Source organism: Citrifermentans bemidjiense Bem, assembly GCF_000020725.1.
Lineage (GTDB): Bacteria > Desulfobacterota > Desulfuromonadia > Geobacterales > Geobacteraceae > Geomonas > Geomonas bemidjiensis.
In genome coordinates this window covers 2,843,797-2,856,313 of record NC_011146.1, presented here as the reverse complement: position 1 = coordinate 2,856,313, position 12,517 = coordinate 2,843,797, and the positions used below count along the sequence as shown (strand labels likewise).

Below are 12,517 nucleotides of genomic sequence, written 5' to 3'. Positions count from 1 at the left end.
AGGCGCTAGGCCTGGGGTTGGGTGAAGTATCTGCAGAAGGAGAGGGTGTTCCTGCCGTTATTGGAGCTGTAGCTCACCTCGTCCATGATGGTCTCGATGATGAAGAGCCCCATGCCGTTTTCGGGAATGGACCCGATGACTTCGGGGTCGAATTCCAGGCTCCTCGGGGCGTACTGTTCGATCGCCTTGCCGCAGTCTGAGATGGCGAAGGAGATGCGGTCGTGGTGCAGGGTGATGGCGGTGTCGACCCGGTACCCTTCCTCTTTGCGGTAGGCATGGGTGATGGCGTTGTTGAGTGCCTCGACGACGCAGACCTCCATCTCGCCGTAGGCTTCTTCTTTGAGGGGCGAGCAGGCGCAGACGCCGCGTACTGCATGTCCCACCAGAGCCACGTCGGCAAGCCTGCTCTCGATGCTGAGGTATAGGGTTTTGCTCGGTTTGGTTATCACGCTGTCCCGTTTCCCTGCTTGTGCGCCGCCTGCTCCACCCAGGACTGCGCCACCGAAAGCTGTTTCAGAAACTCCGCGGCGAAGAGGAATTCCCCCATGGGCGCAGCGACGTTGATGCCGTCATCGCCGCGCTGGACCGAGAAGGCGAAACCCTTTTTGCCGTTTCTTTGGTAGCACTCGACGCTCAGCTTGGTGACCGTCTCGCCGTCGGCGCTCTCAAAGCGGTGGGTGAAGGTTTCCTTCCCCCCCTCCGCCTGCACCGCGTTCATCCTCCTGGATATCTCGAAGGCCTCCCACGGCTCCGCTACGAACCTGATCTGCGCCGCGCCGGCTGCGAGCCTGAAGAAGCGGAAAGCGACCCTCCCTTCCTCGGGCTTTCCCTGCTGCTTTTTCTCGCAGGGCGATATCTCCACGCCGGTCTCCTTGGCGTATATGGTAAATCTTGGAATTCTCATTGGACCCCCGGGACAGCGCTTATAACTCTAGCGTCCTTCCTAGGGATGTCAACCGTTTAGAGCAGCACAGGCAGCGCGCGTTCCAGGCGCACCTCGGTCCGGGTCACCTCGGCGCGGTAGGCGAGAATTTCAACCCCGTTTTGCGCCGCCTCTCTCAAGAGCCGCCCGTAGACGGGGTCGATGGCGTCGGCAGGGGCAAGGGCCGCGCCGTCTGCACGCTGCACGATGAAGAGGTTAACGGCCCGGTGTCCCTGGCGCACCATCTCCATGAGCTCCCTCAGGTGCTTTTGCCCCCGGGCGCTCACCGCGTCGGGGAAGAGGGCGACGCCGTCCTCGACCAGGGTGACGTTCTTGGTCTCCACGTAGCAAAGCCCCTGCTCCCCGGAGAGCAGAAGGTCGATCCGGCTGCCGCTGCCGTAGGGGACCTCGCCGCGGATCTGCTGGTACCCGGAGAGCTCTGAAATGGTCCCGTCCAGGATCGCCTCCCTGGCGAGGAGGTTGGGGAGTTGGGTGTTGATCCCGACCCAGGTCCCGTCGGCCTGCACCAGCTCCCAGCTGTGCGGGTATTTCCTGGTGAGGCTCGCGCTTTTGGAGAGGAGGACCCGGTTGCCGGGGCAGGCGCACCCCATCATGCTCCCGGTGTTGGGGGTGTGGGCGGTGACCACGGTCCCGTCATCCAGCTCGACGTCCGCCAAAAAGCGCTGGTAGCGTCGGATCAGGGTCCCCTGGAAAAGCGGCTGCGGCAGTTTCATGCTTGCTCCTTCGCCCCAGCGGAGAGCCGGGACGCTTGACAAATGAGGTGAAAAGGGTACCCGCTGGCGGCCCGTGCTGTCCAGAGAAAAATACGCCCCGCTCCCGGACAGCGCTCAAGGCAGAAATGTATTGATCTCATTGGTGATTCTGCTACACTCGGTGGCTGGGTCGCCCCGGTTTTAGCCGGGAGAAGCGGTAGGCGGAGGTGAAATGGCCAAGGGACGGCAGGACCATCAGGACCACCTGGCGGCGGTACAGCTTCTGGGGAAGAGCGTCAGCAAGAGAGCGGGGTTTCGCTGCGAGTGGTGCGACGGCGACCAGGAGCTGCGCCTTTGGGAATACCAGCCGGAAAGGGAGCCGTCCGAGGCGAACCTGGCGCTCATCTGCCAAGGGTGCCGGGAGCTTTTGGCCTCCAAGAAGCCCGACCCCCGCAGGCTCCGCTCGCTGCGCAACGCGCTCTGGAGCGAGGTGCCGGCGGTCGCCGAGGGTGTGGCGGTTCTCCTATCCCGCTGCCATGAGTCATGGGTGCGCGAGGCGATCGAGGAGAGCTTCATCGACGAGGCGCTAAAGGAGAGGCTTCTCCCTTGACGGCAACCTGTGATTGCACCCTTTATTGGTTTGACGCAGGACGCGCCTGTGTGATAGAAAAAGTCTTTTGTTAATGTGATCGGAGATTTGAAAGGTTCATTTATGCCACAAGGTATCAAGAAGGGGATTCTCCTGGCCGGAGGCGCGGGAAGCAGGCTTTACCCTCTGACCATGGTAGCGAGCAAGCAGCTGCAGCCGGTCTACGACAAGCCGATGATCTATTACCCGCTGGCGACGCTGATGATGGCGGGAATCGCCGACGTGCTGATCATTTCCACTCCGCAGGACACCCCCCGCTTCCAGGCGCTATTGGGCGACGGCTCCCGCTGGGGCATCCGTCTTTCCTACGCGGTGCAGCAAGAACCCAAGGGGATCGCGCAGGCGTTTCTCGTCGGGGAGGAGTTCATCGCCGGCGATCCGGTCTGCCTGATTCTGGGCGACAACATCTTCTACGGCAAAATGGAATTGGATCGTCTCATCACCGGTTTTGACGGCGGCGCCAGGATTTTCGGCTACTACGTCCAGGATCCGGAGCGTTACGGCGTGGTCGAGTTCGACCGAGAAGACCGGGCGCTCAGCATCGAAGAGAAGCCGGCCCATCCCAAGTCGAACTACGCGGTCCCAGGGCTGTACCTCTACGACGGCAAGGTTGTGCAGATCGCCAAGGAGTTGGAGCCCTCGCCGCGGGGCGAGCTGGAAATCACGGATGTGAACCTGGAGTACTTAAGGCGCGGCGAACTTTCGGTGCAAAGGCTCGGGCGCGGCATCGCCTGGCTCGACACCGGAACCCACCAAAGCCTTCTCGAGGCGTCCCACTTCATAGGAACCCTGGAGGCGCGGCAGGGACTGAAGATCGCTTGCCTGGAGGAGATAGCGCTCCGGATGGGGTACCTTGACTGCGCGGCGATGGCCAAGGTCATCGATGCCACCCCCAACTCCTCGTATCGGGACTATCTGGTGCGGGTTTACAACGAGACTACGCTTTGCGGGGGAGGGATGGGAGCATGAGCGGGATAACCAGTTTCACCAAGGGGCGTATCCACGACGTGGTGCTTAAGCCGCTGGGGAAGTTCCTGGACGAGCGGGGGTGGCTTTGCGAGCTTTTCCGCAGCGACGAGCTGGAGCAGTCGGTGCTTCCCGCCATGACCTATGTCTCGATGACCCAGCCGGGGGTGACCCGCGGGCCCCACGAGCACGTCGACCAGACCGACTACTTCTGCTTCATGGGTCCTTCAAACTTCAAGGTCTACCTTTGGGACACGCGCCCCGACTCCCCGAGCCGCGGAGTCAGGCAGGTGGTCTACGCCGGCCTCGACGCTCCGCTGGCCATGATAGTTCCGCCCGGAGTGGTTCATGCCTACCGCAACGTAGGGACGGAGAACGGCATCGTCTTCAACGCGCCGAACCGGCTCTATGCCGGAGAGGGAAAGCGCGAGCCGGTGGACGAGATCCGGCACGAAGAAGCGGCCGGCTCGCCTTACCAGATCGACTAGCGGTGTCGCTGCCCGTTGTTTTTTGATCGCACAGATAGGGGGCCGCAGTGCCCCCTAAACCATTTTGAGGCCGATGAAAAACTTTCTAATCCGCTATAAGCGCTTACTGCTGACCGCCGGTGTCCTTCTGGTGGCCTTCCTCACCTATGCGCTTAACCTCAGGAACAAGGAGCATGCGAACCCCGTGGAGCGCGCCGTGATGACGCTCACCGCTCCGATTGCGGGCTCAGCCGCCTTCCTCAGCGGCTCCGTTGGGGATGTCTGGAACAACTACGTCGATCTCATCGAGGTCAGGCGCGAGAACATCGAACTCAGAAGAAGCGTAAAGCGCCTGAACGAGCGGATCGTCGCCAACCACGAGGCGGTCGTGGAAAACCAGAGGCTCAAGGCCCTGCTCGAACTGAAAGGGAGCGTCGCCATCCCCTCCATCGCCGTCTCGGTGATCGGGGAGGACAGCTCCGCCTGGTTCAAGACGCTGGTGGTCGACCGCGGCAGCAACGACGGACTGGTTGAGGGTATGCCGGTGGTTGCGGTCGGCGGCGTGGTAGGGAGGGTGATCAAGGTGGCTCCGCAAAGCTCCCGGGTGCTGCTTTTAACCGACCATGCCAGCGCCATCGCCGCCATCGTGCAGCGCTCCCGGGCCCGCGGGGTGGTGCGCGGCGCCGGTGGCGGGCGCTGCTCGCTGGAGTTCACGGTCAAGGACGAGGACGTGAAGGTCGGCGACAGCGTGATCAGCTCCGGCATCGGCGGCGTCTTTCCCAAGGGGCTTCCCATCGGGGAGGTGACCATGGTGAAAAAAGGGGAGTACGGCGTCTTCCAGACCATTGAGGTCCGTCCCACGGTCAACATCGGCAAGCTAGAGGAGATGCTGGTGCTGGTCCGGCAGCAACAACAATAGTGTCCATCACAAGCGAGTCACAGCTTTGATTGCTTATCTGAAAATAACGGGAATCGTTCTCGCCGCCTGCCTGCTCCAGATGACGCTTCTCCCCAGGTACCTGCTGGATCCCTTCCAGCCCAACCTGCTCATCATCCTCGTGGTCTACCTGGGACTTAAGGCGCCGCACCGCTTGGCCGGGCTGGCCGCTTTCGCTCTGGGACTGCTCCAGGACAGCTTTTCCGGCATGTACCTCGGGCTGCACGCCTTCTCCTATCTCTGCATTTACCTGCTGTTGTCCGAGCTGGCCGACCGGCTCTATACCGACAACCGGTTGTTGTTCGTGCTGGTGGTCCTTCTGGCCACCGTGTTCAGCGCCGCCTTGAACCTGCTCATGCTTGCCGTTTTTTCCGTGTCACAAGGGGTTTACGCCTCGCTGCTGCCGGCCCTGATACCCCAGGCGCTGGTAAACGCGCTGATAGCTTCGCTTTTTTTCGGCGTGAGGCTTCCGGTGGAGGAGGCTAGATGAAGCACAACATACTTCCCGACGACGACGGGGGCGGCCGCCGCATCATCGGCCTCTCCTTAGGCGCCTTCGCCATTTTTTTCCTGCTATTGTCCAGGCTCTGGTACCTGCAGGTGGTCAATGCCGACGACCTGATGAACCAGTCCGAGAACAACCGCCTGCGTTTCGTCCCGGTCGCCGCACCGCGCGGCGCCATACTCGACAGAAACGGCAAGGTGCTGGTCACCAACACCCCCTCCTTCTCGGTTGCCGTCATACCTCAGGACGTCAAGGACAAGGAGCAGTTGATAGACAACCTGGCGCGCTACCTGAACCTGGACCGCAACGAGATCGAGACCAAGTGGAACAAGGGGCAGGGGAGGGCCAAGTACTACCCGCTGGTGGTCGCCTCCGGCATCACCCGGGACCAGATGGAGTTCCTTGAGGAGAACCGGCTCTCCCTGTCCGGGGTGAACATCGAGATGAAGCCGATCCGCGCCTACGCCAACGGCACGCTCGCCTCGCACCTTCTGGGGTACCTGGGCGAGGTCAACGAGGAAGAGCTCAACTCGGAAAAGTACCAGGAATACAACGCCGGGGACTACATAGGCAAAAGCGGCATCGAGAGGGCCTGGGAGTCTTACCTGCACGGTACCGACGGCGGGCGCCAGATCGAGGTCGACGCCCGCGGCCGCTTCCTGCGCACCGTGGCCGAGACCGGCTCCAGCGTCGGCAACACCGTGATGCTCACCGTGGACCTGAACCTGCAGAAGGCCGCCGAGCAGGCCATGGGGGACATGGCCGGGGCCGTCGTGGCCATGGACGTGAATACCGGCGAGATCCTCGCCTTCAGCTCCAACCCGGACTACGACCCGGCGCTCTTCACCGGGCGGATGCCCCCCGACACCTGGAAGCAGTATCTCGAAGACGAGCGGCACCCCTTGGAAAACAAGGCGCTCAAGGGGATGTACCCCCCAGGTTCCACCTTCAAGATCATCACCGCCATCGCCGGACTGGAAGAGGGGCTGATCAACGAGAACACCACGGTCGAGTGCAACGGCTCCTACAAGTTCGGCAACGCCACCTTCAGGTGCTGGGAGCACAAGGGGCACGGCACGGTGAACCTTAGGCGCTCGCTGCGGGAATCCTGCGACGTTTTCTACTACAAGCTTGCCGAGCGTCTGGGGGTGAACCGCATCGCGGCCTACGCCAAGCGCTTCGGCCTGGGAGCGCCGATGGGGATCGGCCTTGAGAACGAGAAGGGGGGGATCATCCCCACCGAACAGTGGAAGCTGAAGCGCTTCGGCAAGAAATGGTTTGCCGGCGAGACCCTTCCGGTCGGGATCGGGCAGGGGTACGTGCTCACCACCCCGGTCCAGCTCGCCTCCATGATCGCCACGGTGGCCAACGAAGGAAAAATCTACCGCCCCCAGTTGGTGAAGCGGGTGGTCGACGCGGACGGCAAGGTGCTCAAGGAGTTCACGCCCCAATTAGCGGGGACGACCGGGTTGAAGCCCGAGACCTATCGCCTGGTGAAGGAAGGGCTCTTCGCCGTGGTCAACGAGCCGCGCGGCACCGGCGGCATGGCGAGGCTCTGGGAGGTGAAGGTCGCAGGGAAAACCGGTTCCTCCCAGGTGGTTCGCGACAGCAAGGCGGGGATGGCCTACAAGTACCGGGACCACGCGCTCTTCGTGGCGTTCGCCCCCTATGAAAAGCCCGAGATCGCCGTCGCCGTCGTGGTGGAACACGGCGAGCACGGCGGCAGCGCGGCGGCGCCGGTGACCGCCAAGGTCCTGCGCGCCTACTTCGAGGGGAAAGGCGTCATCAAGAAGCCGGTCCCGAAAGTCCAGCCGCAGCAAGAGGGGGAAGCTGTGGCCGAACCCGACAGGCAAGCCGCGCCCCAGGCTCCCCCGGCTACTCCGGCAACCGAGAACAGGTCCGGCAACACCGACAGATAGCTCCGATTTCACCATCGGACCAGGGTAAAGGAACGCAGATGTTCGATCGACGGCTATTCACCAACTTCGACTGGACCCTCTTGGGGGTGGTGCTGCTCATCACGGCCTTCGGGGTCGTCAACATATACAGCGCCTCGTCCTCGTACCGGGACATAGGCACCCCCTACTACCTGAAGCAGCTCTACTGGATCTTCGCGGGTCTCATCCTCTGCCTCACGGTCTGCAGCCTCGACTACCATATGCTGGAGGACTTCGCCTACTGGCTCTACGGCGGCGTCCTGGTCCTTCTGGTGCTGGTGCTCGTGGCTGGCAAGACCAGCATGGGGGCGACCCGCTGGATCCACCTCGGCTTCTTCAACATGCAGCCCTCCGAGCCTATGAAGATCGTCATCATCATGACCTTCGCCAGGTTCTTCAGCCGCTACCCGATCTTCAAGGGGCTCACCCTCAAGGACCTGGTCTACCCGCTGCTCATCCTCGGGGCGCCGGCCTTGCTCATCATGAAGCAGCCCGACCTCGGGACCGCGGTGCTGGTGAGCCTGATCGGCGGGACCATGCTCCTTTTCGTAGGGGTGCGCTGGTCCGCGCTCGCCTCCCTCTTCGCCGCCGCACTTCCCATCGTCTACGGCGCCTGGACCTTCGGGCTGCACGACTACCAGAAGAATAGGATCTACAACTTCCTGAACCCCGACCTCGACCCTTTGGGGAGCGGCTACCACATCATCCAGAGCAAGATCGCCGTAGGCTCCGGGGCCACCTTCGGCAAAGGGTTCATGCAGGGGACCCAGTCCCAGCTCCGCTTTCTCCCCGAGCAGCATACCGACTTCGCCTTCTCCGTCTTCGCCGAGGAGTGGGGGTTTGCCGGCTGCCTGTTGATGTTGACCCTCTACCTCTTCCTCATCCTTTGGGGGCTCTCCATCGCCAAACGCTGCAACGACCGTTTCGGTTCCCTTCTGGCCGTCGGCGTCTCCGCGATGCTCTTTTGGCATATCGTCATCAACATGGGGATGGTGATCGGCCTGCTCCCCGTGGTCGGTGTCCCGCTCCCCTTTTTCTCCTACGGCGGCACCTCCATGGTCACCTCCATGGTCGGCGTCGGGATACTTTTGAACATCAGCATGCGGCGCTTCATGTTCTAAGCCCCCTGGAGGCTCGGGGATTTCGTCGTCAATTGTCAATCGTCAATTGTCAATTGGTTTAGAGGAGCTGCAGCATGCGCATCACCCTGGTCGAGCCCTACTTCACCGGTTCCCATGCCGCCTGGGCGAGGGAATACGCGGCGCACAGCAGCCACGAGGTCGAGCTCCTGACGCTCCCCGGCCGCAACTGGAAGTGGCGCATGCACGGCGGCGCAGTGACCCTTGCCTCCCGCTTTTTGGAGCTGCCGCGGCCGGACCTGATCCTTGCCACCGACATGCTCGACCTCACCACCTTCCTGGCGCTCACCCGCAACCAGAGCCACGGCATTCGCACCGCGCTCTACTTCCACGAGAACCAGCTCACCTATCCCTGGTCCCCCTCCGACCAGGACCCGGCCCTGCAAAGGGATCTGCACTACGCCTTCATCAACTACGCGAGCGCTCTGGCGGCCGATGCGGTCCTCTTCAACTCCCGCTACCATCGAGACTCTTTCCTGGGGGCGCTCCCCGCGTTTCTGAAGGGGTTCCCCGACGCGGTAGACGCAGATTCTGCTGCGCGCATCGGGGAAAAGAGCCGGGTGCTCCCGTTGGGGCTCGACCTGCACAAGCTGGACCGGCACCGCCCGCAGGCGGGCGAGGGTGCCCGGGCGCCGTTGTTACTTTGGAACCATCGCTGGGAGTTCGACAAGGCGCCGGAACCGTTTTTCGAGGCGCTTTACCAACTGGCGGACGAGGGGGTCGAGTTCGAGGTGGCGGTGGTGGGGGAGTCCTTCGGACGCGCCCCCGGGGTGTTCCGGCAGGCGCGCGAACGGCTAGGCTGCCGCGTGGCGCAGTGGGGATTCCTGGAACGTTTCTCCGATTACGCCGCCTGGCTTTGGAGGGCCGACATCCTGCCGGTCACCTCGCGGCAGGAGTTCTTCGGTGCCAGCGCGGTGCAGGCGCTTTACTGCGGCTGCCGCCCCCTTTTCCCGGACCGGCTCGCCTACCCGGAGCATGTGCCTGTCGAGGCGCGGGAAAAGGTGCTCTACCGCGAAGAGGAAGCATTCGTGGACAGGCTGAGAACGCTGATACTTGACCGGGAAGACGGTGCGGCGCTGGACGGTTTCGTGGAACGCTACGACTGGGAAAAGCTGGCGCCTGTTTACGACAGCTTTCTGGAAGGGGTTGCCGCGGGAGTTGACGGGGTGGTGCCGGAGGTTACTGCCTGGTAGTGGTAGGGGACGTGCTGCGCGAGGAAACGGAGGGGGGCGCGTCGGCGCCCCCATTCCCGATCAGGCTGCTTGCTGCTCTCTGTTCACCATGATGATCTTGCTCTGTTTTTCCAGCCAGACCGTGCCGCAGGAAGTGCATTCCAGGAGGTCCTTGGCATAGCCGTCGGAATGCATGTCGATCTCGATTCCTTTTTTGCTGCTGCAGTGGGGGCATTGCATGTTTGTTTTTCTCCTATGGGGGTAATTTTGACTTTGACACTATATATAAAGGGGTGTGTTGGTCAAGCGTAAAATTTTCGAAAAAATCACCTAAAACAGTAGTTTAGCTTTCCTTCCCCCTCTTCCTGGCGAGCCTTCATTTTAAAACACCCTAGGCTTCGGATCCGAAAACTTCCTGTCCTAACTTTGCAAGCATCGGATATTCCAGGTTTTTTCCATTATCAAACACGGGTATGCTTAATTTTGCCGATTGCGTTGATCCTTACGTAAAGGTGGAGCGTCTCCGAGAACTTTTTTTGCCTCCCCGATGTTGTAACGACGGTTTGGAGGTGTTGTCGGGAATTTCCGAGCAAACTGCGGGATTCTTTGAAATTTTCCAATTTTCAGCTGGAGTTTTTCCCTTTTGGATGCTATGTTTGCCGCCGCTAATTTTTTCTCCCGAGGCTGAGGCTCAAGGAGGGGTGACCATGAAGGAAGCGATGTTCTATGAAAAGCTCGACGGGGAGCGGGTTCGCTGCGGCTTGTGCCGCTTCCGCTGTCTGATCGGCAGCGGCAAGTTCGGACATTGCAGGGTACGCCAGAACCGCCAAGGGGTGCTCTATTCGCTGGTCTATGGCCGCGCCGTCGCGGAGCACGTGGACCCCATCGAGAAAAAGCCCCTTTTTCACCTGCTTCCGGGGAGCCGCTCCTATTCCGTCGCCACTGTCGGGTGCAATTTCCGGTGCCTGCACTGCCAGAACTACAGCATCTCCCAGCCTGACGAGCTAAGCGTGGAGCGCTCGGGCTTTTCCCTTTCCCCGGGACAGATCGTGGAGCGCGCGCAGGCTTGCGGCTGCCGTTCCATCGCCTACACCTACACCGAGCCTACCATCTTCTTCGAATACGCCTTCGAGACGGCGAAACTCGCCCGCGCGGCAGGGCTCAAAAACATCTTCGTCACCAACGGCTACATCACCAGCGAGGCGCTGCAGACGATAGCGCCGTATCTCGACGCGGCCAACATAGACCTGAAGGCCTTCAGCGAGAGCTTTTACCGCGAGGTGGTGGGCGCCTCGCTGGACGAGGTGCTCGACTGCATCAGGGAGTACAAAAGGCTCGGCATCTGGCTCGAGATCACCACCCTGGTGATACCCAACCGCAACGACTCCGATCGGGAGCTGCGCGACATCGCGCGCTTCATAGCTGAGGAGGTCGGTGTGGATACCCCCTGGCACGTGAGCCAGTTCTATCCCACCTATCGCCTGATGGACGAGCCCCGCACCCCCGTCGCCACCTTGAGAAAAGCACGCGACTTCGGGCTTGAGGCCGGACTGCGCTACGTCTACGAGGGTAACGTCCCCGGGGAGGGGGGGGAGAACAGCTACTGCCCTGGCTGCGGCGCGCTCGTCATCGCCAGGTACGGGTATGTGGTGGAGAAAAACCTCCTGGCGCAGGGGCGCTGTCCCGCCTGCGGCGCCGGGGTGGAGGGAGTTTGGAGCTGAAGTCGCGCGTTTTTAGCTGGGCCAGGCTCTCCGAGCCCGGAGCCAAATCCTTCCTGCTCCAGGCGCTGCTGGGGGGTGGGCTTACCTTCCTCTTCTGGCTGCTCCAGGCGGCCATCGACTATTTCCTTTTCGGCGGCAACTCCTTTTACAAATACCTATTGCATCCGGACCGGCACCAGGCGGCGGAGTTTTCCCTGGTGGTCTTTCTGGTCTGCTGCCTGCTCCTTTACAGCAGGCACTCCCACCAGTTGCAGGCTCAACTGCAAGCGGCGCTTAAGACAGCGCTCGACAAGTCCGAGGACGACAAGGTAAAACTGCGCGGCATCGTCGAGGCGATGGGAGACGCCATCTCCATCCAGGCGCCGGATATGACCATCGTCTACCAAAACCGCGCCCACGTCGAGATGATGGGGCAGCATGTCGGAGAGCCTTGCTACCAGGCGTACCGCCAGGAAAAGGAAATCTGCCCCGGCTGCCACCTGGCGGCGGCCTTCGCGGACGGCAAGGTGCACCGCGCCAAGGTGAGTCCGGAGCCTGGCAACGGCAACCGCTACGTAGAGATAACGGGCTCGGTGCTGAACGGGGCCGACGGCAGGCCCGCCCTCGGCATAGAGGTGGTGCGGGACGTCACGGCGCAGCGGCTGGTAGAGCGCGAGGCGGCCCAGTTGAACCTGGCCCTCACCCGGCAGGCCACCGAACTGAAGCAGGTGAACCGTGAGTTGGAGGCCTTCTGCCTGGCGGTTGCCCACGATCTGCGCGCGCCGCTTACCCGGATCTACAGTTCCGCCCAGGAACTGCAGGGGTATTGCGATTTGCTGGACGAAAACGGCCGTTTCTTTGTGTCGCTCGTGAATGACGGCTGCGTCCATATGGAGTCGATGATCGAGGCGCTGATGATCCTTTGCCATGTGACGGAGATGGAGATGGCGCCCGCTCCGGTGGACCTGGCCGAACTGGTGCAGGAACTGGCGGCGCAACTGCAGCTGGACCATCCCGGGCGCAAGGTGACCCTGCGCCTGCCCGAGCGGCTCGTGGTCCAGGGGGACCGGGAGCTCTTGCGCATCGCCATGGAGAACCTCTTGTCCAACGCCTGGAAGTACACCTCCCACGTGGCTATGCCCCTGATAGAACTCGGTTCTTTCGGTAGCGAGCAAGGGGAGCTCGTGATATTTCTGAGAGACAACGGCGCAGGGTTCGACAACGCCCGTGCCGAGGAGCTCTTCAAACCGTTCAGGCGCCTACACTCCGCCCTGGAGTTTCCCGGTACCGGCCTTGGGCTCGCCACGGTACGCCGCATCATTCGCCGGCACAACGGCCAGATCTGGGGAGACGGCACACCCGGGGCCGGCGCGACTTTCTACTTTACCGTCAACGGGTGACTCACGGCTG

General features: G+C 62.0%; 14 protein-coding genes. 10 read left to right on the top strand and 4 right to left on the bottom strand.

What is annotated here, in order from left to right; genetic code table 11:
* Positions 1-5: 5 nt before the first annotated feature.
* Genes GBEM_RS12330 through sfsA form a run of 3 tightly spaced genes read right to left on the bottom strand, consistent with a single transcriptional unit; the run spans position 6 to position 1,656 of the window.
* Positions 6-449, bottom strand: a complete 444-nt coding sequence (locus GBEM_RS12330) for an ATP-binding protein (protein ID WP_012530899.1) — start codon at positions 447-449, stop codon at positions 6-8.
* Positions 446-904, bottom strand: coding sequence for a hypothetical protein (locus tag GBEM_RS12325; protein ID WP_012530898.1), 459 nt, complete (start codon positions 902-904; stop codon positions 446-448). Before GBEM_RS12325 ends, GBEM_RS12330 begins: the two co-directional genes overlap by 4 nt.
* Positions 905-960: 56 nt before the next feature.
* Positions 961-1,656, bottom strand: a complete 696-nt coding sequence (gene sfsA, locus GBEM_RS12320; RefSeq protein WP_012530897.1) for a DNA/RNA nuclease SfsA — start codon at positions 1,654-1,656, stop codon at positions 961-963.
* Between the two features lie 211 nt (positions 1,657-1,867).
* On the opposite strand from sfsA, the gene GBEM_RS12315 reads away from it, so the two are divergent.
* The 8 genes from GBEM_RS12315 (at position 1,868) to GBEM_RS12280 (ending at position 9,428) form a co-directional block, all read left to right on the top strand.
* Entirely contained in the window at positions 1,868-2,245 is a 378-nt protein-coding gene (locus GBEM_RS12315; protein ID WP_012530896.1) for a hypothetical protein, read from the top strand.
* 102 nt (positions 2,246-2,347) lie between these two features.
* The gene (rfbA, locus tag GBEM_RS12310) at positions 2,348-3,253 is read left to right on the top strand and encodes a glucose-1-phosphate thymidylyltransferase RfbA (RefSeq protein ID WP_012530895.1); all 906 of its coding nucleotides are present in this window, start codon (positions 2,348-2,350) and stop codon (positions 3,251-3,253) included.
* Positions 3,250-3,738 (top strand): dTDP-4-dehydrorhamnose 3,5-epimerase family protein, encoded by a 489-nt coding sequence (locus GBEM_RS12305; protein WP_012530894.1) that lies wholly within the window; start codon positions 3,250-3,252, stop codon positions 3,736-3,738. The genes rfbA and GBEM_RS12305 overlap by 4 nt, the downstream gene beginning before the upstream one ends.
* Positions 3,739-3,811: 73 nt before the next feature.
* Positions 3,812-4,636 carry a rod shape-determining protein MreC gene (mreC, locus tag GBEM_RS12300; protein WP_012530893.1) on the top strand — a complete coding sequence of 275 codons (825 nt, stop codon included), beginning with the start codon at positions 3,812-3,814 and terminating at the stop codon, positions 4,634-4,636.
* Between the two features lie 25 nt (positions 4,637-4,661).
* Positions 4,662-5,144: a rod shape-determining protein MreD gene (mreD, locus tag GBEM_RS12295; protein ID WP_012530892.1), complete on the top strand. Its 483-nt coding sequence runs from the start codon at positions 4,662-4,664 to the stop codon at positions 5,142-5,144.
* The gene (gene mrdA / locus GBEM_RS12290; RefSeq protein ID WP_012530891.1) at positions 5,141-7,078 is read left to right on the top strand and encodes a penicillin-binding protein 2; all 1,938 of its coding nucleotides are present in this window, start codon (positions 5,141-5,143) and stop codon (positions 7,076-7,078) included. Before mreD ends, mrdA begins: the two co-directional genes overlap by 4 nt.
* A 38-nt stretch (positions 7,079-7,116) precedes the next feature.
* Positions 7,117-8,217 (top strand): rod shape-determining protein RodA, encoded by a 1,101-nt coding sequence (rodA, locus tag GBEM_RS12285; protein WP_012530890.1) that lies wholly within the window; start codon positions 7,117-7,119, stop codon positions 8,215-8,217.
* A 74-nt stretch (positions 8,218-8,291) separates the two neighbouring features.
* Positions 8,292-9,428, top strand: coding sequence for a tRNA-queuosine alpha-mannosyltransferase domain-containing protein (locus tag GBEM_RS12280; protein ID WP_012530889.1), 1,137 nt, complete (start codon positions 8,292-8,294; stop codon positions 9,426-9,428).
* 60 nt (positions 9,429-9,488) lie between these two features.
* Here the strand turns inward: GBEM_RS12280 and GBEM_RS21485 are convergent, their stop codons facing one another.
* Positions 9,489-9,647: a TFIIB-type zinc ribbon-containing protein gene (locus GBEM_RS21485; RefSeq protein ID WP_012530888.1), complete on the bottom strand. Its 159-nt coding sequence runs from the start codon at positions 9,645-9,647 to the stop codon at positions 9,489-9,491.
* A gap of 467 nt (positions 9,648-10,114) precedes the next feature.
* On the opposite strand from GBEM_RS21485, the gene amrS reads away from it, so the two are divergent.
* Both amrS and GBEM_RS12270 read left to right on the top strand, forming a co-directional pair.
* A complete protein-coding gene (gene amrS, locus GBEM_RS12275) occupies positions 10,115-11,128 on the top strand; it encodes an AmmeMemoRadiSam system radical SAM enzyme (RefSeq protein WP_012530887.1) in 1,014 nt (337 codons plus the stop codon).
* On the top strand, positions 11,119-12,507 hold the full coding sequence (locus GBEM_RS12270) for an ATP-binding protein (protein WP_012530886.1): 1,389 nt from the start codon (positions 11,119-11,121) through the stop codon (positions 12,505-12,507). The genes amrS and GBEM_RS12270 overlap by 10 nt, the downstream gene beginning before the upstream one ends.
* Positions 12,508-12,517: the final 10 nt, after the last annotated feature.